20 protein-coding genes and 1 other RNA gene are annotated in these 20,334 nt (G+C 42.9%); 8 read left to right on the forward strand and 13 right to left on the reverse strand.

Translation table 11 applies throughout. From position 1 onward, the window contains the following. Positions 1-85: 85 nt before the first annotated feature. The 6 genes from K5R16_RS06630 to pspF all read right to left on the reverse strand — a co-directional run bounded on the left by K5R16_RS06630 (position 86) and on the right by pspF (position 6,525). A complete protein-coding gene (locus tag K5R16_RS06630; RefSeq protein WP_220736744.1) occupies positions 86-871 on the reverse strand; it encodes an ATP-binding cassette domain-containing protein in 786 nt (261 codons plus the stop codon). After that, positions 852-1,859, reverse strand: a complete 1,008-nt coding sequence (locus tag K5R16_RS06635) for an oligopeptide/dipeptide ABC transporter ATP-binding protein (protein ID WP_220736745.1) — start codon at positions 1,857-1,859, stop codon at positions 852-854. The genes K5R16_RS06630 and K5R16_RS06635 overlap by 20 nt, the downstream gene beginning before the upstream one ends. Before the next feature lie 4 nt (positions 1,860-1,863). Beyond that, complete coding sequence (locus tag K5R16_RS06640; protein ID WP_220736746.1) at positions 1,864-2,754, reverse strand: ABC transporter permease subunit; 891 nt, start codon at positions 2,752-2,754, stop codon at positions 1,864-1,866. Next, positions 2,741-3,772: an ABC transporter permease subunit gene (locus K5R16_RS06645; RefSeq protein WP_220736747.1), complete on the reverse strand. Its 1,032-nt coding sequence runs from the start codon at positions 3,770-3,772 to the stop codon at positions 2,741-2,743. The genes K5R16_RS06640 and K5R16_RS06645 overlap by 14 nt, the downstream gene beginning before the upstream one ends. Further along, entirely contained in the window at positions 3,772-5,400 is a 1,629-nt protein-coding gene (locus K5R16_RS06650; RefSeq protein WP_220736748.1) for an ABC transporter substrate-binding protein, read from the reverse strand. Before K5R16_RS06650 ends, K5R16_RS06645 begins: the two co-directional genes overlap by 1 nt. A 66-nt stretch (positions 5,401-5,466) precedes the next feature. Next, a complete protein-coding gene (gene pspF, locus K5R16_RS06655; protein ID WP_220736749.1) occupies positions 5,467-6,525 on the reverse strand; it encodes a phage shock protein operon transcriptional activator in 1,059 nt (352 codons plus the stop codon). Positions 6,526-6,702: 177 nt separating this feature from the next. Here pspF and pspA point away from each other — a divergent pair, with 177 nt between their 5' ends. The 6 genes from pspA to K5R16_RS06685 all read left to right on the forward strand — a co-directional run bounded on the left by pspA (position 6,703) and on the right by K5R16_RS06685 (position 12,213). Next, positions 6,703-7,386, forward strand: a complete 684-nt coding sequence (gene pspA, locus K5R16_RS06660; RefSeq protein WP_220736750.1) for a phage shock protein PspA — start codon at positions 6,703-6,705, stop codon at positions 7,384-7,386. Between the two features lie 20 nt (positions 7,387-7,406). After that, a complete protein-coding gene (gene pspB / locus K5R16_RS06665) occupies positions 7,407-7,640 on the forward strand; it encodes an envelope stress response membrane protein PspB (RefSeq protein ID WP_220736751.1) in 234 nt (77 codons plus the stop codon). 66 nt (positions 7,641-7,706) lie between these two features. Next, entirely contained in the window at positions 7,707-8,102 is a 396-nt protein-coding gene (gene pspC / locus K5R16_RS06670; RefSeq protein WP_220736752.1) for an envelope stress response membrane protein PspC, read from the forward strand. Positions 8,103-8,180: 78 nt separating this feature from the next. Beyond that, complete coding sequence (locus tag K5R16_RS06675) at positions 8,181-9,626, forward strand: YcjX family protein (protein WP_220736753.1); 1,446 nt, start codon at positions 8,181-8,183, stop codon at positions 9,624-9,626. Further along, positions 9,623-10,723: a TIGR01620 family protein gene (locus K5R16_RS06680; RefSeq protein WP_220736754.1), complete on the forward strand. Its 1,101-nt coding sequence runs from the start codon at positions 9,623-9,625 to the stop codon at positions 10,721-10,723. Before K5R16_RS06675 ends, K5R16_RS06680 begins: the two co-directional genes overlap by 4 nt. Positions 10,724-11,034: 311 nt before the next feature. After that, complete coding sequence (locus tag K5R16_RS06685) at positions 11,035-12,213, forward strand: PLP-dependent aspartate aminotransferase family protein (RefSeq protein ID WP_220736755.1); 1,179 nt, start codon at positions 11,035-11,037, stop codon at positions 12,211-12,213. 109 nt (positions 12,214-12,322) lie between these two features. Here the strand turns inward: K5R16_RS06685 and K5R16_RS06690 are convergent, their stop codons facing one another. Then, entirely contained in the window at positions 12,323-13,717 is a 1,395-nt protein-coding gene (locus tag K5R16_RS06690) for a DASS family sodium-coupled anion symporter (RefSeq protein WP_220736756.1), read from the reverse strand. A 386-nt stretch (positions 13,718-14,103) separates the two neighbouring features. Here K5R16_RS06690 and K5R16_RS06695 point away from each other — a divergent pair, with 386 nt between their 5' ends. Together K5R16_RS06695 and ffs are read left to right on the forward strand one after the other, a co-directional pair. Further along, positions 14,104-14,415 carry a helix-hairpin-helix domain-containing protein gene (locus K5R16_RS06695; protein ID WP_220736757.1) on the forward strand — a complete coding sequence of 104 codons (312 nt, stop codon included), beginning with the start codon at positions 14,104-14,106 and terminating at the stop codon, positions 14,413-14,415. Positions 14,416-14,600: 185 nt separating this feature from the next. After that, positions 14,601-14,697: signal recognition particle sRNA small type (ffs, locus tag K5R16_RS06700), an RNA gene on the forward strand. A gap of 163 nt (positions 14,698-14,860) precedes the next feature. Here ffs and K5R16_RS06705 read toward each other — a convergent pair. From K5R16_RS06705 to dinG, 6 genes are read right to left on the reverse strand one after another with little or no spacing between them, the layout of a single operon-like run. Next, positions 14,861-15,127: a late competence development ComFB family protein gene (locus K5R16_RS06705; RefSeq protein ID WP_220736758.1), complete on the reverse strand. Its 267-nt coding sequence runs from the start codon at positions 15,125-15,127 to the stop codon at positions 14,861-14,863. Between the two features lie 48 nt (positions 15,128-15,175). Beyond that, positions 15,176-16,090, reverse strand: a complete 915-nt coding sequence (locus tag K5R16_RS06710) for a histone deacetylase (protein ID WP_220736759.1) — start codon at positions 16,088-16,090, stop codon at positions 15,176-15,178. A gap of 11 nt (positions 16,091-16,101) precedes the next feature. Continuing rightward, positions 16,102-16,809: a DUF2057 domain-containing protein gene (locus K5R16_RS06715; protein ID WP_220736760.1), complete on the reverse strand. Its 708-nt coding sequence runs from the start codon at positions 16,807-16,809 to the stop codon at positions 16,102-16,104. Positions 16,810-16,818: 9 nt separating this feature from the next. Then, positions 16,819-17,481 (reverse strand): primosomal replication protein, encoded by a 663-nt coding sequence (locus K5R16_RS06720; protein WP_220736761.1) that lies wholly within the window; start codon positions 17,479-17,481, stop codon positions 16,819-16,821. Beyond that, entirely contained in the window at positions 17,478-18,251 is a 774-nt protein-coding gene (locus K5R16_RS06725) for a TSUP family transporter (RefSeq protein WP_220736762.1), read from the reverse strand. Before K5R16_RS06725 ends, K5R16_RS06720 begins: the two co-directional genes overlap by 4 nt. Before the next feature lie 8 nt (positions 18,252-18,259). Continuing rightward, on the reverse strand, positions 18,260-20,332 hold the full coding sequence (dinG, locus tag K5R16_RS06730; protein ID WP_220736801.1) for an ATP-dependent DNA helicase DinG: 2,073 nt from the start codon (positions 20,330-20,332) through the stop codon (positions 18,260-18,262). Positions 20,333-20,334: the final 2 nt, after the last annotated feature.

Genomic DNA, 20,334 nt, shown 5'->3' on the forward strand with positions numbered 1-20,334 from the left:
TATCATGCACAGTATGGATCTCTCAGAAGGCCACGAATGCGTAATATCGATTTTAAAAGAAACAAGCATATTTAATTAGTCGGTATTACTTCTTACGGGTAAATAGGCTTTGTTCCTGTATTAGGCGCTGGGTGTATTCGTGTTGTGGCGCATTAAACAGTTGTTCGGTGGTGGCTTTTTCAATGAGCTCGCCTTTTTTTAATACCATAATTTTGTCACTGACATGGCGAATAATATTCATATTGTGTGATACAAATATGTAAGAAAGTCCCATCTCTTTTTGCAATTCGAGTAGCAGATTTAATATCTGTGCACGAACAGATAAATCTAACGCGGTGAGTGCTTCATCAGCAATGATGATCTTCGGATCGAGCATTAATGCACGAGCTACCGCCACTCGTTGCTTTTGTCCTTCGGAGATCATGTGCGGATAAAAGTCGACATGTTCTGAAAGTAAACCTACTTTCCTAAGCTTATCGACCACTAATGCACGTCTTTCACTTTCAGGGAGGTCGGTATTAAACTTGAGTGGCTCATCGAGCAAGTCGCCAATGGTTAGTCTTGGATTTAATGAAGTATTTGGATCTTGGAAAATCATCCTGATCATTCGACAACGTTGTTTTAAGTCATGCTTATCAAGTGAATCGCCTTCAAAGAAAATGTCACCACCACTTCTTATTTCTGCGCCAACCAATATACGCGCAAGGGTACTTTTACCCGAGCCTGCTTCACCGACTATAGCCAGTGTTTCACCGGTTTTCAGTTCAAACGATATCGGTGACAATGCCTGGTTATACTGACGCTTGAAACGCTTATAACCGGTATAGTAACTTTTACTCAGGTTGGTTACTTTAAGAAGAGGTGTCGTCATTACAAGACTCATTATGGTATGGGAAATGGCAAGCGAAATAGCGATCTTTTTTATGACATAGGCTAGGTTGACTCACACACTTTTTCTGCGCTTGAGGGCAACGAGGGCCTAACCGACAACCTATGGGCAAGTGTTGTAAAGCGGGCGCCGAGCCCGGCAATGTTTGCATCATTGATTTATGGGCTAACTCACCAGAATAATCGGGCGCATTTTCAATTAGGGCTTCGGTATAGGGGTGAAAAGGCTGCGCCAATAATTCTGCTGTAGGGCCTGACTCCATCACCTGGCCACAGTATAGAACGGTGAGTTGGTCACACCAACCAGACAAGGTTTCAAGTTCATGGCTTATTAGTAAAATGGATACATTTTGCAGTTGGTTTAGCTTACTCAATAACCGGAAAATTTGTGCTTGGGTACTGAGCTCCATTGAATCTGTTGGTTCATCGGCAATCAATAATCTTGGTTGATTAGCAACGGCCATAGCGATCATTACTTTTTGACACTCACCTTCAGAGAGCTCCCAAGCATAGCTATCCATGACCTTATCAGTGTTTTTAATACCGACTTTATGCAACCACTTCTCCGCTATTTTTCTGCGAACTTTACTGCGCTTCCAAAACGGTAAACTCTTATCGATGGGCATCGCTTCAATAATTTGGCTGCCGACAGAAATGGCGGGGTCAAGACTACTGGTTGGATCCTGAAAGATCATTGCAATCTCACTGCCCATTAAGTTGCGTCGTTGTTTGCTGGACATCTCCATTAAGTTCTGTCCATCCCACATCATGCGATCAGCTGTAATGGTCCAATTATGACCCGGTACACCTAATATAGCTCTAGCCAATAAGCTCCGTCCGGAACCCGACTCTCCAACCAAACCATGTAGCTCACCAGGGTTAATGGTTAAAGAGACTCGTTCAAGAGCTCTGACTCGCCCATGAGGGGTGTCGAGTTCAATGGTGAGGTTTCTAATGTCGAGAAGAGGCATAATATTAGTTTCTTAACGGCGATAACGCCGACCTTAATCCATCACCGACTAGGTTAATGGCAAGTACGCTACATAGGATAGCAACACCCGGAATTGTAACTGTCCATGGCGCTGTTAGTAGGTTATCGAGCCCTTGGGACACCATCGCTCCCCATTCAGGGCTCGGTGCCTGAGCGCCGAGATTGAGAAAACCAAGCGCTGCAATATCTAAAATGGCGGCAGAAATAGCTAAGGTAGTTTGAATAATAAGAGTTTCCCAAACATTTGGCATAATCACATACCAAAATATTTGGATGGAGTTTGCACCATCAAGTTTAGCAGCTGTAACATAGTCTTTTTGCAGTTCTTCATGCACAGCTTGGTGAATTGCCCGAACAAATTGTGGCGTTAATGCGATCCCTACAGCCCAAAAGACATTACTTAGGCCAGGGCCCATAACGGCGACCACTAAAATAGCCATTAACAGAGATGGGATAGATAACAACGCATCTAGCAAGTGGCTTAATATTGAAGACTTCAGCCCTTTCATCATGCCTGATATCGAGCCAATCACGAACCCTACAACGAGAGAAGCCATAACGATTGCTAGCGCCATGCCAAATGTTAAGTGTGCGCCATGAAGCAGTCGGCTAAAAATATCTCGGCCTAAATCATCCGTTCCGAGAAAATGCTCAACGGTACCACTGGCATCCCATGATGGGGGCAGCAGCAGTGCTAATGGGTCTTGTTGTTCAGGTGAAAATGGTGCTATCCATGGGCCGAAAATGGCCAAAAACAATAAGCAAGTTACCGCCCATAATCCCATGAGTGCAAATGGGTTATCAGCAAAGGCTTGCCAGAGCTTACGCATCGGAGATGGGATGTCATCTTCCTGATAAATGCTAATTCGCGGCATAAATTTCTTTCCTGCTGATAGGGTTGATGGCGTTGTGAAGTACCTCAATCAGGATACTGAAAAAGATGATAATCAATGCCACCCCTAAAACACCGCCTTGGATCACCGTGTAGTCCCGTTGATAAATCCCTGAAACCAGCCAACTGCCAACGCCAGGCCATGAGAAAATGACCTCTACAATCATTGCGTAACTGGCAAAGGTGCCTAGCATCAGTCCCATATTTTTAAGTACAGGGATTAATGCGTTTGGAAGTGCATGACGCAATACAATGGTTCCCGTATGCAGGCCACGAGCTTCGGCAGCGCGAATGTAAGGTTCATTCATAATATGCAGCATTGCGGCTCGGGTGATCCTTACCACCACAGTAAAGGGTAATACCGCAAGTGTAATTGCTGGCAGTACGATATGTTGCAGCGCATCTAGGAAGGCAGATATGCGGTAGATAGAATCTGATAAGAGTGTATCTATTAGCATGAAGCCAGTTATCGGCTCTATCTCATATAATAGATTTATACGCCCGGAAATAGGTAACCAGCCGAGTTCCACTCCAAACCAAAGTGACAAGGTAAGCCCTAGCCAAAACACAGGGATTGAATACCCTGTTAGGGTAATCGCCATAATACTGTGTTGAGTAATTTTATTTTTACTTAATGATGCTAAGACCCCAAGTGGAACACCGAGAAGTATCGCCAATAATCCAGCAACAATGGCCAGTTCGAATGATGCGGGTAACACTTGAGTTAACTCGTCAATCACGGGCTTCTGTGAGGTAACAGATAGACCAAGATTACCGCTCAGTCGCTGCTCAGTGTAGGCAAGAAACTGCTTGAAGCCATTGCTGTCGAGTTTAAACTCATCGCGGCTTAACGCCTGCTGCTGTAAAGTGGGTGACTCTATGCCTGTTAGTGCGTACTGCTGATCCACTGGAAAGTAACTCGTGGTGATAAACAACACGGCAATGAGTACCAAAGATGTCGCTAGAAATAGGTTAAGCCTTCTTAGTAGATAACGGCCCATTAGTGTTTGTCCTCAGGGACTATTTTCATGGTGTTTTCAAATGAAATCCCACCAAATGGCGTGAGTTGGGTTTGTTTGATATTTCTCTGTTTAATTGTTAATTGAGTCGCGTGAGCAAAAGGTAGCATAGGTAACTGCTCACGAAAGAGCTTTTCAGCTTGCTGATAAAGTGCTTTTCGCTCGGCTGTAATTGTTGTGGCCTTGGCTTTAGCTAAAATATCATCCATCTTTGCGTTACACCATTGGGCTCTATTGCTGGAAGAGCGTTGTGCATCGCAACTTAACATTGGAGAGAAAAAGTTATCTGGATCGCTGTTATCAGCATTCCAACCTATGAGTACTGAATCATAGTCTCTACGGCTGAGTTTTTGATTAAAAACACTCCAGTCATAAGTAACAATGTTGACAGTTACACCTATGTTTGCCAGATCGGCTTGAATCAGTTCCGCTGTTTTTAATGCATTTGGATTGTAGATCCTGGCAACAGGCATCGCCCAAACATCAATATTTAACTTATCTATACCTGCTTGCTTGAGCAAAGCTTTAGCTTTTTGTGGGTTATAATCATAGCGACTTTTATTGTAGCTGTATGCCCATGACTGTGGAGGCAGCATTCCTGTAGCTTCAATGGCTGTCTCTTGATATACGGCTCTTAAAATATTCTGTGTATCTACGGCATACGCGAGTGCTTGCCTGACTCTTACATCATTAAAAGGTTCTTTTTGGGTATTGAAAGCCCAAAATGCAACGTTAAACCCGAGCTGGGTATCTAGCTCTAAATGCGGGTGTTGTTTAATTACTGGCAGCTCACCTGCTTTAGGAAGCGCTGACACATTACAATCACCGGTGATGAGTTTGGTTAGTCGAGCGGTGCTTCTCGGTGTTATATCAAAAACTAAGTGTTCAAATTCTGGGAGTTTTCGCCAAAACTGTTCATTTCGGTGGTAACGAATATATTCATTTTTTACGTACTTGGTTAACTTAAAAGGTCCGGTACCTATCGGGTACCTGTCGAGATTTTCAGCTTTATCATTTGCGAGTAAATTATCAGCATATTCTTTAGATAAAATAATCGAAAACCCTGTTGCAAGGTTTGATAAGAAAGAGGCGTCACTATGGCGCAAATGAAATATGACTTCATTATCGGCGACTTTCTCTATGTAACTGATTGTTTGACTAAGTCCGATGCTCTGGAAAAATGGGTAACCATTAGCGGCAACCTCGTGATAGGGGTTTTCACTATCAATAATGCGATTAAATGAAAATAAAATATCGTCAGCATTGAAATGACGAGTTGGAGTAAAGTAATCAGTTTGGTGAAATTGAACGCCGCTTCGCAGTTTGAATCGATAACTCAAGCCATCATCACTGCTGTACCAAGAAGTGGCAAGTGCTGGAACAATTGAGCTCGTCACGGGGTCGTAATCAACTAGCGTGCCATATAATTGTTGCGAGGTGGCATCGATAGTCGTTCCCGATGTCACGGTTTGCGGGTTAAAGCTTTCTGGATTGCCTTCGGAGCAATAGACAAGGCCTGTGGGGATCTTTTGCGGGCCACAGGCAACAAGTAACATGTTTATCGCAGATAAACAGATTACTTGACCTATTCGCTTGAGCTGCTGTTTCATTAAGCAATCATTATTTTATACTGAACGTTAACAGGCATTTTAACAGTGCCAACAGCGTAACAGCAATTATTTATCCAGTAAGTTGTATTTCTTTAAAATTCCGCGAAGTTGGTGATAACTCAACCCCAGTAGTTCGGCGGTTTTTTTCTGATTAAATTGACCCGCTTCCAACGCTTGTTTGAGCAAGTTCACTTCATTTTCTTCACAATGAGTTTTAAAGTCGATAGGGAAGCGTACTGGCTCATTGATGTTGGCACTGCTACTAGGCTCTGCTGCTACACTAGCAACTGGAGCATCAGCAATTTGTTGTCTCTCTTTGGTTTTTACCCGCGTAGTCGGTCGATAAGGTGAGGCAAACGGATCTAAAATAATGTCATTAATTGCTATGCCTGTTTCTGCATTGCGATAAACACTGCGTTCAACAACGTTTTTCAATTCGCGGATATTACCTGGCCAGCGATACTCCATTAACTGTTGCATCGCACGTGGGCTGAAACCCTCAAACAGTTCCAACTTTAGTTGTCTTGCCATGCCTACTGCAAAGTATTCAGCGAGTGCCATGATATCTTCAGTGCGGTGACGCAGTGGCGGCAAAGTAATTACGTCAAAGGCTAACCTATCTAATAGATCGGGTCTAAACTCGCCAGCTTCAGCTAATGAGGGCAGATCTTCATTGGCTGCACAAATAAGTCTAACATCGGTTTTAACGGTTTTATTACCGCCAACCCGCTCAAATTCGCCGTATTCTATCACTCTTAACAGTTTTTCTTGAATGAGCCCTGAGGTATTGGCCAGTTCATCTAAAAATAGGGTGCCACCATTTGCACGCTCAAATCTGCCTTCATGCTTCTTGCTTGCGCCTGTAAAGGCGCCTGCATCATGGCCAAACAGTTCGCTTTCGAGTAAATTCTCACTCAACGATGAACAGTTAAGCTTGATAAAGCTTTCGTCCCAACGCTTTGATAGGTAGTGTAAACGCTCTGCAATGAGCTCTTTGCCCGTGCCTCTCTCACCAATGATTAGCACTGGCTTAGACAAAGGAGCAACTTGAGAAATATGTTCCAGGACCTCTAACAATGCATTAGATTGTCCAATAAGATTATCTTGCTGAAATTGATTACTCACAGTAAGTTTTAGTCTTTCACGCTAATTATTGGTGAAAATAATAATATGATGCTCTGTTTATAAATGGAAGGAAAAGTTAATATTTTGGTTAACTTGTTGTATTATAATGAAAATGAAAAGTTGGCACGAATGCTGAATAGTAATTATCGAAACCAACGTTAATTTAAGGAAAATATTATGGGAATTTTTTCACGCTTTGCAGACATCATAAATTCAAACATCAGCGCATTACTTGATAAAGCTGAAGACCCTGAAAAAATGGTTCGTCTGATCATCCAAGAGATGGAAGATACTCTAGTTGAAGTACGTTCAACATCAGCGAAAGTACTTGCTGAAAAGAAAGAGATCATCCGTCGAATCGCTAAAGTACAACAACAAGTACAAGATTGGGAAAGTAAAGCTGAACTGGCATTGTCGAAAGATCGCGAAGACCTTGCTAAAGCAGCCTTAATTGAAAAACAAAAAGCCAACGAGCTTGCCGAAACATTAGCTGCTGAATTGGTTGTTGTTGAAGAGCATATCCTTCGCTTGAAAGATGAAGTTGGCTTATTACAAGAGAAGCTTGTTGATGCCAAAGCACGTCAAAAGACTATTATCATGCGCAAACAAACTGCATCTTCACGTCTAGAAGTTAAAAAGCAGTTAGATTCAAGTAAGATTGACAACGCGATGAGTAAGTTTGAACAGTATGAACGTCGTGTCGAAGGGTTAGAGTCACAGGTTGATGCTTATGACCTAGGTAACAAGAAAACCCTTAACGATGAGTTTGCAGCATTGGAAGCAGAAGATTCTGTAAACGAAGAGCTTGAAGCGCTTAAAGCTAAAATGAAGGGAAGCAAGGCTAAAGCGAAAACTAAATAATAACGGAGCAGAGGTGAGTTATGGACATGGATATTTTGATAGCCCCAATTATTATTTTTATGATTATCGTGGCTCCGATTTGGTTAATACTGCACTATCGCAGTAAAAGACAAGTGAGTCAGGGGCTTACCGATGAAGAGTTTGCTCAATTAAATGAGCTAATTGCTAAAGCCGACAAGATGTCACAACGAATTGAAACGCTTGAGGCAATTTTAGACACCGAGGCACCACAGTGGAGGGGACGTGATGAATAAATCACAGGGTTTTTCCACTGAAGTAAGTCATTGCAAGCTAGCAATTAAATAAGGGAGGAGTTAGACATGAGTGAAGGCACAAGCAGAACTTTATATCGAATTCCTCAATCAGGTAAAATAGCGGGAGTATGTGCAGGGATTGCTGAGTACTTCAATTTTGAAACATGGTTAGTCAGAGTGCTCGCAGCGTCTATTTTTTTACTCGGTGGCTCTGGAATTGTATTGATTATCTATGTACTGCTTTGGATGATTTTAGATATCAAGCCAGGCACAGATAAAAGCAAGTCGAGCCATAAAGAGATTGAAGTAAAAAAGAAAGTTTGGCAATCGGGTGAACCCGCTAAAATGGCGTTAAGGGATGTAAACAGCCAATTTAGAGCGCTAGAGCTTAGATTACAGGGCTTAGAGCGACACGTGACATCTGATAATTACGATCTAAAAAACGAAATCAATAACCTATAGTTCGAAGCAGGGCAGCATATACAAGTATATACCCGTATACTGCCCTAGAACTCCCCTCAACAGGTTCGAATTCTGCCTATGGCAAGTATCAAACGCTCTCTCAAAAAACTCGGTAAAAATACCCAAGCGGTAGCCCTACGAACTACCGATAAACATTTACGCTTAGCGGTAACGGGTCTTGCTGGCGCAGGTAAGACCGCTTTTATCACTGGACTGGTTAATCAACTATTACACAGTGGCATCACTGAGGGGAACAGTCAGTTACCTTTATGGCGGGTTGCTAGAGACAGTCGCCTTTACGGTGTTAAACGAGATTTACAACCAGATCTGACCATTCCAAGTTTTAACTATGAAAGCGCCATCAGCGCGATTAGCAATGAGCCATCAGCATGGCCTCAATCAACCCGAAATATCAGTGAGCTTAGGCTAGCCATTAGGTACCGCCCGGCAAAAGGTTTGCTGTCAAAGCTAACCGATAGTGCCACTCTTTATTTAGATATTGTTGATTACCCAGGTGAGTGGTTGCTTGACTTGCCAATGTTAAAACAGAGTTTTCAACAGTGGTCAGAGTCGCAGTTTGAGCGGGTAGCAATATTTGAATGTTCAAGCTATTTTAGCGACTTTATGGCAGTCCTCAATAGCATTGAATTAGCGGCCGTTGCTGATGAAGCAAAGCTACAACAAATTACTGATAGTTATCAAAAGCTATTGCTCGATTGCGTTGAGCAGCATGGATTTTACTATGCTCAACCAGGGCGACTGCTGCTGCCTGGAGAGCTCGAAGGTACGCCTGTACTGGCTCTTTTTCCATTGATAAATGTGAGCGCTGAGCAGTTCTCTATACTAGAAAAAACTGAATCAAATAGCTTTTATCATACGTTGAAACAGCGATACGCTGAATACGTCTCTCGCGTAGTGAAGCCTTTTTATCATGACTACTTCGCAAAATTTGATCGGCAGTTAGTATTGGTCGACTGCTTTACGCCGTTAAATCGGGGCAAGCAGCAGTTTGACGATATGACAAATGCACTTCAAGCGGTGATGGAAAGCTTTCAATTTGGCCAATCAAGTTTATTAAAGCGTTTGTTTTCTCCCAAAATTGATAAATTGCTGTTTGCCGCAAGCAAAATTGATCATGTTACCCGCGATCAACAAGGTAATGTTTTGTCTTTGCTTAGTCAGTTGGTGCAACAAAGTCAGCAACATGCCAAGTTTGAGGGCTGTGAAGTTGAGACTATGGCTATCAGTGCCATTAAGTCGACGACCCACGGTATGGTAAAACAAAATGGCCGTGACGTTGAAGTTGTAAAAGGGATCGATCTTGATAATCGTGAAGTGGTTACGCTGTTTCCTGGAGAGGTGCCTAAATCGCTGCCAGCTGCAGATTTTTGGCAGCAACAAGGCTTTGATTTTGTCAGTTTTGCGCCGCGTAAGGTCGCTACAAAGCAAGGGAATAAGGCTGACTTTGAGCATATTAGGCTCGATCATGTATTGCAGTATCTAGTTGGTGATAAATTAAAGTGAATACAGATAACATTTCAATTAAAAAGCAACAGCGATTCGAATCCGTTGATGAAGACACGGTATTGGACATTGCGCCGGCATCTAGCTTTTCGACGAATGAAGAATTTGTCGAAATTGAGTCATTATCTGAGCAAGAGTTGGAAACTAAGTTAGATGAGCACTTTGATAATGTCGAGCAGCTTAATGATGGCCTTTCTTCCACGAAACAAACAAAGCGTGGTTGGTTAGGCAGAGCCTGTCTACTTGGTGTGTTAGCCATTGCAATCGTTGAGACAGCCCTCGGTTTATATGATGCATTTGTCCAAAGTTCTTGGTTGTTTACTTTGTACGCCGTTGTGGCAACACTGGTGGTATCTTGGGCACTAAAAGTCAGCGTTACTGAATGGCGTAAACTGAAAAGGCTTAAAAAGGTGGAGGAAACTCAGGCTACAGGTATGCGACTGCTTAATAGTATGCAGATGGGAGAAGCCGATCTATTTATCGATAAGTTATTAGCTCAACTCCCCAGAAACAGCCACAGTGAACGTTATTTACAGCAAGTGAGTGTAGAGCATAACGACGCTGAGAAACTGGTGTTATTTGAGGCTTGTGTACTGGTCGATAGAGATCTACAAGCTAAAAAAATAGTCAGACGTTTTGCGCAAGAATCAGCGCTATTGTTAGCTGCTAGCCCATTAGCTGTGCTTGATATGGCAATTATCCTTTGGCGTAATCAAAGCATGATTAACCAACTCGCTAAATGTTATGGCATTGAACTAGGATATTGGAGCCGCATTAAGCTCATTCGTGGCATTATTGGCAATATTATCTACGCGGGTACCAGTGAAATCGTCACCGATTTAGGTACTCAACTATTGTCAGTTGAAATGTCGGGTAAGCTGTCTGCACGTTTAGGGCAAGGACTTGGCGGAGGACTGTTGACAGCACGTCTAGGCTATCAAGCGATGGCGCTCTGTCGGCCACTTGAATTTAATGAACAGACAAAACCTAAGTTAAAAGGGATCCATAAAGAGCTGTTACTGGATTTAAAAGAGTTAACCTCAGTGGTACTGAGCAAAACAGTCAAGAAGGAACAGCAAGAGGTTGAAAAGAGATAGCAAGTTTTGACCGACTGCAGTGCCCTATAGATAAACACATGTCGCCCTCACGTAACATTTATTTTACAAGCCGCAAGATATTAATCTTCACTCAATAGTTTTTAATTACCTTGGACTAGTCCAAGGTAATTATCTAAAACGTGTGTAATTTGAGCTCAAAGTCATCGGCCATTAATGGCCTAATGAAATGAGCTACATCGTAGCCAGCTATGCTGTTCTAATTGTTACCTATGATTTAGTTGGCTCCAGGCAGATGCAAACAAAAACTATTAAATCGCATCAGCTCAACAAGCATTGAGTGGGAGATTGAAATGCAGGACAAGTGGCAGCAAGCAACGCAGGTTATTCATGCTGGGCATATATCTAATGAACATGGTGCGCTGGTTACACCGCTATGCCAAAGTGCAACTTTTGTGTTTGACAGTGCAGAGCAGGGCGGGGCTAGATTTGCCGGGGAGGAACCTGGCTTTATTTATACTCGTTTAGGTAATCCGACTACCGCTGAGCTAGAACGCAAAATCGCAGCACTCGAGGGCAGTGATTGTGCCGCGGCGACCGCATCGGGGATGGCGGCGGTTTCGGCCGCATTATTGGCAAATTTAAGGAGTGGCGATCACCTCGTTGCTTCTAATGCTGTCTACGGCTGTACGTTTGCGTTGATGAACTCACAGCTCGCCAAATTTGGTATAGAGGTGAGTTTAGTCGATTTTAGTGATCTCGATGAAATTGAAGTGGCTATCAAACCCAATACTAAAGTCATATTTTGTGAAACCCCAGTTAATCCCCATCTAAAGGTGTTCAATCTTGATGCCATTGCCCGTATAGCAAAAGCACATAAGCTGGTTAGTGTGGTTGATAACACGTTTATGACCCCGTTGCTGCAACAACCAATAAAACACGGTATTGATATTGTGATCCATAGTGCTACTAAGTACCTCAATGGACATGGCGATGTGATTGCGGGAGTGGTGTGTGCAAGCCGTGAGCAGATGGACGTGATTAAGTATGAGGTGCTTAAAGACATTGGTGGGGTTATTTCTCCTCACGATGCTTGGCTCATCCTACGTGGCCTTAAAACTCTCGATGTCAGATTACAGCGTCACTGTGATAGCGCTGAACGTGTGGCAGAGTTTTTAGAGCGGCATGTAAACGTATCAAAGGTTTATTACCCTGGACTAAAAAGTCACAATGGAAATGCGCTTATTGGGCATCAAATGAAACGAGCTGGTGGCGTAATAGCCTTTGAACTCGATGCGGATCTGCAAGCTTCTATTAAGTTTGTAAATCAGTTAGAGCTGTTCTCTATTGCCGTGAGCCTAGGAGATGCTGAGTCACTAATTCAGCATCCGGCGTCAATGACACACTCACCTTATACGCTCGATGAAAGAGAAAAGGCGGGAATAACGGACAATCTACTGCGGATTTCAATCGGATTGGAAGCCGTTGAAGATATTATTTCTGCGCTCGATAAAGGATTAACTGCGTTATAAATTGGAGTCATTCAAGCAGTAAAGCCGCTGTAAGTGTTCACTTACAGCGGCTTTACTGACTCAATCAAATTGCGTTATTAGTTAAACGCTAGAGTTGATCTCGGAAGCGCTAAATATTCCAGAAGGTGTGCGCAATAATGTAAAGCGCAAACATACTGATAAAGTTAATAATAACACCGGCTCGCATCATCTCGGACTGCTTAATGTAGCCTGAGCCATAAACGATGGCGTTGGGTGGTGTGGCGACTGGCAGCATAAATGCGCAAGAAGCTGCAATACCAATGAGGACTGACAGCATCACAGGTGATAGTCCCAGCGCTTCTGCAATAGCAGCAAATACGGGTACTAAAAGTGCTGCACTGGCGGTATTACTGGCAAACTCAGTCAGCATGACAACAAATGCTATTACAGCAAAAATAAATAATGCCATGTGAGCATTGCCAAATATATCGGTAACCCAATGGGCCAAAAATACACTCGTCCCAGTAGCTTTAAGTACAGCACTTAACGTGAGGCCACCGCCAAATAGAATTAATACGCCCCAATCGGTCGTTGACTCAATTTTTTTCCATTGCACTAATCCAAGTCCCGCGAGGGTCACAACAGCGCTAAGCGCCACAACGGTATCAAACTTAGAGATGCCGCCCAATGCCTGTGAAAGCGGCTTACTAAATATCCAGCAACAAACTGTTGTGATGAATATAAGTAGTGTTAATTTACCTTGGAAAGTCAGTGATTGCTTTTCGGCTTTTACTTCGCAGATCATCGACAGATCGGGCTTTAAATATAAGTAAAGGCCCACTAACATCAGCGGCAGCATGATAGCGACAGTGATTAAACCGAACTCTAGCCAATCGCTAAAAGATAAACCGACTTGAGCGGCAGCAATCGCATTCGGTGGGCTACCCACTAATGTACCAATACCACCAATATTTGCAGAATAAGCAATACCGAGAAGTAAGAATAGATAAGTACTTTTATGTTTAGTTATGTCTATCTGATGCAAAATCCCAAGTGCAAGGGGCAGCATCATTGCGGTGGTAGCCGTGTTGCTTATCCACATCGACAGTAATGCTGTGATCCCAAATAGCATGACACAGGCTACAGATAACCGGCCTTTAGATGCCATGAGTACTTTCTGCGCAATCAGTCGGTCTATCCCTTGATGATTCAAGGCCGCAGCCAATACGAATCCGCCAAAGAAAAGATAGATGATGGGGTTGGCAAAATGGCTCATCGCAGCTTGTGTTTCAAACACACCAAAGAGCACCGCGAGTATCGGGATCATAATAGCGGTAATACTGATGTGTATTGCTTCTGTTAGCCACAATATGGCTGCAAAGGTCAGCAAAGCGAGTCCAGTATTAACTCCCTGTTCAAAAGGGAGAAAATTATACATCAGGAAAAGCAATACTATATCTGCGGCTAGTATTATTAGCTTTTTCTGTTGAGCAGTAATGCTACTGCTGATTGGATTAGGTGCTTCTGTAGAGTCTAATGACATTTGTCAGTCCATTATTATTGTCGATTGAAACACTCTAGAGCAGTCGTGATTAACTTCAAAATGAGTTGAGTTGTTATTATCTAACAAAACTGAAGCGCCACTAAAGTGATGCGGGGCGCATAAAGTGGGTAAGTTTGAGCTGTGTGTGTAAAGTGCGTTTGCGACTTACAAATTTATCCGTCAAACGGAATCGATTTGAATACTTATTTAGAATAATTGAAAGTTTATTTGTAAGGTCGTTTTGTGATCTTGATCGCTGCGTAAAACTTTAGCGTGAGATGTTGGTCGGTTTGTGGCGCATTTCGTGGGTGTGATCTACATTTTGCAACGTAACCAAGGAGACGGAGTGAGGTTACCAACTAATGGAACATACAAGGATATACTCAATGAATAAGAAATTAATACCAGCTTTATTACTTACCAGCCTAATGTCATTTTCATCAGCACAAGCAGCAGTTGACAACGTTGCTGCCGAAACTAATAAAGCATCTACTCAAAAGAGTGCACAGATTATTAGCATCAATTCTGCCAACGTTGCTCAATTATCGACGCTAAAAGGTGTTGGTGATTCCAAAGCGAAAGCAATAGTGGACTACCGAGCGACACATGGTAAGTTTGGCTCAATCAGTGACCTATCAAATGTAAAAGGTATCGGTGAAAAGCTGATAGAACAAAATAAGGCAGTGTTGAGTCTGTAGCGATATCGTTTTATGCAGGCAGTTCTGGATAAATAAGCCTTCTATTGAAGGCTTTTGTCTATAGAATCAGCGATTGAACCAAAAGTAGCGGCTGAAACTCGATAATGACTTGCTTGGATTCGATTCATGGTAGATAATGCTGCCGTTCTTGAGAGCAACTGCTTTCAACGAAATCAGTGGTGACCCTAGGGTCCCCCCGCAATGATAACTTGTGAACTCGGCCAGGCCTGGAAGGGAGCAACCGCAGCAAGTGACTCATGTGCCGGGGTGTGGCTCTAGGGAAACCTCCAAATCCTTTCTAGTTGTAACTCTCTTAGCTGTTATCTTTATAAATCTTAGACTTTTTGCGCTCAGCCAAATATTAATAGTGACTCATGTGGTTCTTACCAATGTGGTGTGGCTCTAGGGAAACCAGCAAATATTCTGTAAGCTTGCCATTATTGTGTTAAGCCTCTTTTTTTTGATTTGCCTTCAAAAATGCTCTAGATTCTTCTAATGCTTGTTGGATCTCCGACTTCATTTTGGTTAGCTCGGCATAATCTTCAAAGAAGTAGGTATCAACCAAATGTCGAATATATCGAGTCGGTAATTTATTCAGTGTAATACAGCATAGATCTGCAAGATAATCTGCAGGTAACTCATCTAACAGTCCTTCGTCTGAAAGCATCTCAAGTAACAGAACTTCGTAGTAATTTCTTATCTCTAATTGCATATACTTCTCCCAGAGTAATCCCTGATGCTCCAATCTATAAACCTATTTTTAGAGGCCAACCCCAAAAACTGAATTAGCGGCTAAAAATAGTTGGCTATGTCGAATATTCAATAGCTCCTGTTCATTACTGTATCCCCCTCCAATCACACAAGCAATGGGTATTTTGGCTGAATATGCTTGCTGTATTACCGACTTGTCGCGGGCATAAATCCCTTCAGTGCTGATATTAAGGTAGCCAAGGTTGTCATCAGTATGAATATCGACACCGGCATCATAAATAATAAGGTCGGGCTGATGTAGGCGAATAAGGTAGTTAAGAGTTTGACTTACAGTTTCTAAGTAGTGTTTATCGGCAGTACCGCGAGCAAGTTCTATATCGTAATCAGATTGCTGCTTACGGGCAGGGAAATTCTGCTGGCAATGAATAGAGCAAGTGATGATGTTATCAAAAGCAGCAGCGGTTGTAGCTGTGCCATCACCCTGGTGCACATCACAGTCAAAAATGAGTACCTTGTCTATGTCTGGTTGCTTTAAAGCTTGTTGAGCTGCATAAGTTAAATCATTGAAAATGCAAAAGCCGCTGCCAAAATGATGATGGGCGTGGTGGTAGCCTCCACTTAAATGGATGGCGCAGCCATATTCTATGGCTTTTATGCAGGTTAAGTCAGTACCCGCGACAGAGCGCAATGTTCTTTCTAATAGGGACTTGCTCCAAGGAAATCCAATGCGTCGCATTGATTTGGCATCAAGTGTGCCATTGATGAATTGACTTACGTAGTTGCTGCAGTGTGTTTCAGTTAATGCTTGTTGTGTCACTGCTTGTGCAGCGCAAAATTGAGATGGTTGTGCGATCCCTTGCTGTAATAAATACTGGTATAGATAAAGGTATTTAGTTGCAGGGAAGCGGTGTTTGGAGGGTAACGCCAGCTTAGAATAGCTGGCGTGATAGATCAGCGGTAGCATGCTCTAATTGCTTAAAGTTGTTTGATAGCCCAGCTCATGAACTCTTTACGGGTTTTTTCATCAGCGTGAAGCCACCAGTATTGTAACATTTGCTCAGCTTTTGCTGCGTCATCAGCGGTAGTGACCGTTTTATTCGCTGCAGCAGCTGTAACTGCCGTTGCTGCAACAGCTGGTGAAGCTTTACTTACTGGCGCGGTTGGCGCTGAAGATGCCACACCGACTGCTGCGCCTGTTGCTACGGCTGCTTCCACATCGACATCGGTTGCGGAGTTACCACTAAATAGGCGAGAAACAAATGATTCTTCAGCGATATTGGTCTGCTTTACTTGGTAGTTTACGCTGCCATTATCTTTACGAGTAATAACCACTTGAGGTGATTTAGCAAACTTATTCGGGTGCTTAACAAAGTCACCATCAGCTGGTTTCAGGTGATATTCATAATCACCGTCAACATTAAGCGTAATAATAAAAGGGGAGGATTTTATGTTGGTCTCACTATCGCTAAAGTCATCTTCGACAAGATCGTTATAGCGAATGGCAATTTTGTGGGTGCCGTTGTCCAGTTCAAGCTCAGATTTGTGGTTAAACAAACTGGTTTCAACTTCTTTTCCATCAAGCGCAATATACTCAAATGCCATAGGAATATTTAAATTTGCAGCAAATGCCGCAGAGGAACCACATAAAGCGAGAATTGCGGTGATGGGTAGTAGCGGTTTCATTGTTGCTCCTTAACGATTTTGGCTCTTAAAAGGTCGCTCGAATAATTGGATACGATCTTCAATATAGCTAGTAGCTTGCCGACACTTTCCGAGGCGAGAGTGTTGAGCAAGGATCTCATTCTGTAGCTTGATTTTGTCAGCACTATGACAGTTTTCAAGAGAAGATTGCAAATTTTCAATTTTTTGTTCAATAATTTTAGCCCAGTTCAAATGTTTGTTAAGTTCTTCATACAGTTGATGGCTATTTTGCATGACATTTGATGCGATCCAGCTAAAACCACTTTGTTGATGAGCCTTAGTTCCCCGCTTAATAGCATGTGCTCGACGTGTACGTTTTTGCTGCTCTAATGATTTGATATTGATATTCGTGGTAGAGAGCGCTCTGCGCACTGCACTAAATCGGTCTTGGATTTTCTCACAGCTAGAGATAATCGTATGATGCGAGCGATTTGCATTAAGCAGCTGTTGTAGCTGGGCTATGTTTTTAGATAACTGATCGATACAAGGTTTAAGTTGAGCGCCTTCTTGTATAAAGAGCTCATTGTTAAAACGCTCTACATCTTGCATCATTTTGCGTTGCCCTGGCGGCAGGGCAGCATCATGCTGTAATACGTCTTGTTCTAATTGTTTTAATTGCTGCTTGAGCTTATTGATGAGTTCATTGGTGTTCATGCCCAAGCACTCCAAGCTAACTGAGCAGCAATAAGTAAAATCATGGTGACGAAAATAGGCCGAATAAAGGGGAGTCCAAATTTAATGGCTGAATGCGCACCTATATACGAGCCAATCATCATACAAACCCCCATCGCTAGCCCAATGGCTAAATGTACCTGACCCATAATTAAAAATATAATCAACGACGTTAAATTACTGGTAAAAGTCATCGCTCGAGCAAGCCCTAAGCTATAAAGCAATGGCAACTTATGCATACCGGTGCTGGTTACCGTCCAAAATGCACCTATACCAGGTCCAGCAAAGCCATCGTAGAACCCAAGCGGCAGACCTTGTAGCCACTGTTTAAACTTACTTTTGGGCTTCACTGGAATTTCACAGTTTTTGCAACCCATGGCATTGGGCTGAAAAAGAGTATAGATAGCAATAGCAATAATTATCAGTGGTAACCACTTTTCTAGCCATTGATTATCGATTATCGAAACGATAAAAGTACCGATAACCGCGCCGATAAAAGTGGCTATAAATGTGTGATACCAAAGGCTAGGAGAGAATAGCCTTTGCTTATAATAAGTGTACGCAGCCATTGATGAGCCAAAGCAAGCTGCTAGCTTATTGGTAGCCAGTGCCATGTGAGGTGGTACCCCCATGGTGAGCAAAGCAGGTATTGATAGCAGTCCTCCGCCGCCAGCAACCGCGTCGATAAATCCTGCTATTAACCCTATCAATGCCAGTAAAGCCCAGCTACTCGGGTCTAGTATTAAGTCCAATCGTTGTCCTATTCAATAACACGTCGAAAAGGTGGTAGGGCATCTAATAGAGATTTTCCATAACGCTTGGTCACTAAGCGCCTATCTAAAATAGAAATTCGGCCATAATCCTGTTCTTTTCGGAGTAATCTACCACAACTTTGTACCAGTTTGCGCGAAGCATCTGGGATTGTGAGTTGCAAAAAGGGATTTCCACCTTTTATTTTAATATATTCTGAGTGAGCTTGCTCTACAGGGGAAGTCGGCACGGCAAAGGGGAGTTTAGTTATGATGAGATTTGTTAAGTAATCCCCCGGTAGATCGAGTCCTTCTGAAAAACTGCCAGTACCAAAGATAATACTTGGTTTGGCGTCATCACAAAGGGCTTTGTGCTGCTTTAAGATCTCTTGTCGTGGCAAGGTACCTTGAATGAGTAGGCTTGTTTTGATTTTATTTTCAACCAGATCCGCCACTTTTTCCATCTGCCAGTAAGATGCAAATAGAACTAAGCTTGCCATCTCATCTTCAACAAGCGCGATAATCTGTTTTGCCAGCTCATCGGTATAGTTGTCATGGGTTGGTTCTGTATCCATTTGTGGTAGAAACAGCGTGGCATTTTGTTCAAAATCAAACGGTGAGTCGAGCGCAAGGTATCGGCTACCGTCATTAATGGATAGACCGACTTGATGAGTAAAATGGTTAAAATTGTTTAGAGCTCTCAGTGTAGCGCTACACAGCACAACCCCTGCAGCTTTATCCCAAAGTAAGTTCTCAAGCATAAAGCCAACTTCAATCGGTGAAGCACTGAATAAATAATCCGATTGTTTACCAGTTAGTTGTTCTATCCAGCGAGCCATTGGTGCGCCTTTAGGACTATCTTGTTTGGCCATCATCTTCCACAGCTTTTGTAAATTCTCGATACGCTGCAGCATAAAGCCAGTTTCTGACAGTAATGCTTCTGATTGATGTTTAGGGATATCGCCATCTTTTATCGCCTCATTGAGCAGGGCGAGCATTTTGTTAAACTGTTTAAGGGCTACATTAGAGGCAGTGGCTAAGTTTTCTGCGAGAATAAGTAGAGCGGGTGGCAGTTTGCCGTGTTCGAAACGAAAGCGGTTTTCAGGATTATCGAACTGTTTAGCTTGGCCATCACAAAAATGGGCGACCTGATTAAGTAAACCACTGATATCGCCAATATGGTCAAGCATTGCTTGCGCCGGGGCAATAATATAATTGCTCTTAATCTGGTTTTGCAGCTTCGAAGTCGTTTTGGTTAGCTTTTCTAGCCAGTCTGTGGCACCTCGAATTGTGGCTTGTGCACTACTAAAATCACGAGCAACGATAGGCAGATGATGTGCTTCATCAATGACATAATAGAGATCTTCAGGATCGGGCAAAATAACACCGCCACCGAGTTCTAAATCTGCAAATAATAAGCTGTGGTTAGCAATCAGTACATCCCAAGTGTCTATGTCTTCGCGTGCTTTATGAAACGGGCAGTTTCTATGGCTGGCAAGTTGTTTGTGACAGCTGTGTTTATCACAGGCTATTTGTTGCCATAGATGATCAGGCAGTGGTTTAGTGAGCGTATCGCGCTCACCATTCCAACGGGACTCCTTATAATCTTTAAGCAGTCCTTCGAGCATATCGACCTGGCTTTGATCGGGCTTTGATTGCCACATTGCCATTTGGTTGCTGTTGTCTGGACCAACAAGCATCTCTAGCTTTGATAAACACACATAACGCTGACGTCCTTTGACTAATCCAAAGGTGAAATCTAGTCCTGAGTGCTGCAGGAAAAAGGGCAGGTCTTTGTGCAGTAACTGCTCTTGCAACGCTACAGTCGCCGTTGCTATACAGACCTTTTTCTTACTGGCTAATGCCAGTGGGATAGTCCCTAGAATATATGCCAGTGACTTACCAATACCAGTACCTGCTTCTACCACTATTATTCGGCGCTGCTTATCGTATTCACCCGCAAGCGTTTTCGAGATCTCCGCGACGATATAGTTCTGTTCTCGCCGAGAGCGAAAGTTGGGCAAAGACGAAGCGATGCCTTTATATATAGTACGGATCTGGGTTTTAACGTCTGCAGATAACATGA

Origin of the sequence: Shewanella sp. c952 (genome assembly GCF_019654975.1) — a bacterium.
Lineage (GTDB): Bacteria > Pseudomonadota > Gammaproteobacteria > Enterobacterales > Shewanellaceae > Shewanella.

Coding starts and splice junctions, on each gene's coding strand:
- K5R16_RS06630 (WP_220736744.1), bottom strand. CDS start 871: ATGACGACACCTCTTCTTAAAGTAACCAACCTGAGTAAAAGTTACTAT.
- K5R16_RS06635 (WP_220736745.1), bottom strand. CDS start 1,859: ATGCCTCTTCTCGACATTAGAAACCTCACCATTGAACTCGACACCCCT.
- K5R16_RS06640 (WP_220736746.1), bottom strand. CDS start 2,754: ATGCCGCGAATTAGCATTTATCAGGAAGATGACATCCCATCTCCGATG.
- K5R16_RS06645 (WP_220736747.1), bottom strand. CDS start 3,772: ATGGGCCGTTATCTACTAAGAAGGCTTAACCTATTTCTAGCGACATCT.
- K5R16_RS06650 (WP_220736748.1), bottom strand. CDS start 5,400: ATGAAACAGCAGCTCAAGCGAATAGGTCAAGTAATCTGTTTATCTGCG.
- pspA (WP_220736750.1), top strand. CDS start 6,703: ATGGGAATTTTTTCACGCTTTGCAGACATCATAAATTCAAACATCAGC.
- pspB (WP_220736751.1), top strand. CDS start 7,407: ATGGACATGGATATTTTGATAGCCCCAATTATTATTTTTATGATTATC.
- pspC (WP_220736752.1), top strand. CDS start 7,707: ATGAGTGAAGGCACAAGCAGAACTTTATATCGAATTCCTCAATCAGGT.
- K5R16_RS06675 (WP_220736753.1), top strand. CDS start 8,181: ATGGCAAGTATCAAACGCTCTCTCAAAAAACTCGGTAAAAATACCCAA.
- K5R16_RS06685 (WP_220736755.1), top strand. CDS start 11,035: ATGCAGGACAAGTGGCAGCAAGCAACGCAGGTTATTCATGCTGGGCAT.
- K5R16_RS06690 (WP_220736756.1), bottom strand. CDS start 13,717: ATGTCATTAGACTCTACAGAAGCACCTAATCCAATCAGCAGTAGCATT.
- K5R16_RS06695 (WP_220736757.1), top strand. CDS start 14,104: ATGAATAAGAAATTAATACCAGCTTTATTACTTACCAGCCTAATGTCA.
- K5R16_RS06705 (WP_220736758.1), bottom strand. CDS start 15,127: ATGCAATTAGAGATAAGAAATTACTACGAAGTTCTGTTACTTGAGATG.
- K5R16_RS06710 (WP_220736759.1), bottom strand. CDS start 16,090: ATGCTACCGCTGATCTATCACGCCAGCTATTCTAAGCTGGCGTTACCC.
- K5R16_RS06715 (WP_220736760.1), bottom strand. CDS start 16,809: ATGAAACCGCTACTACCCATCACCGCAATTCTCGCTTTATGTGGTTCC.
- K5R16_RS06720 (WP_220736761.1), bottom strand. CDS start 17,481: ATGAACACCAATGAACTCATCAATAAGCTCAAGCAGCAATTAAAACAA.
- dinG (WP_220736801.1), bottom strand. CDS start 20,332: ATGTTATCTGCAGACGTTAAAACCCAGATCCGTACTATATATAAAGGC.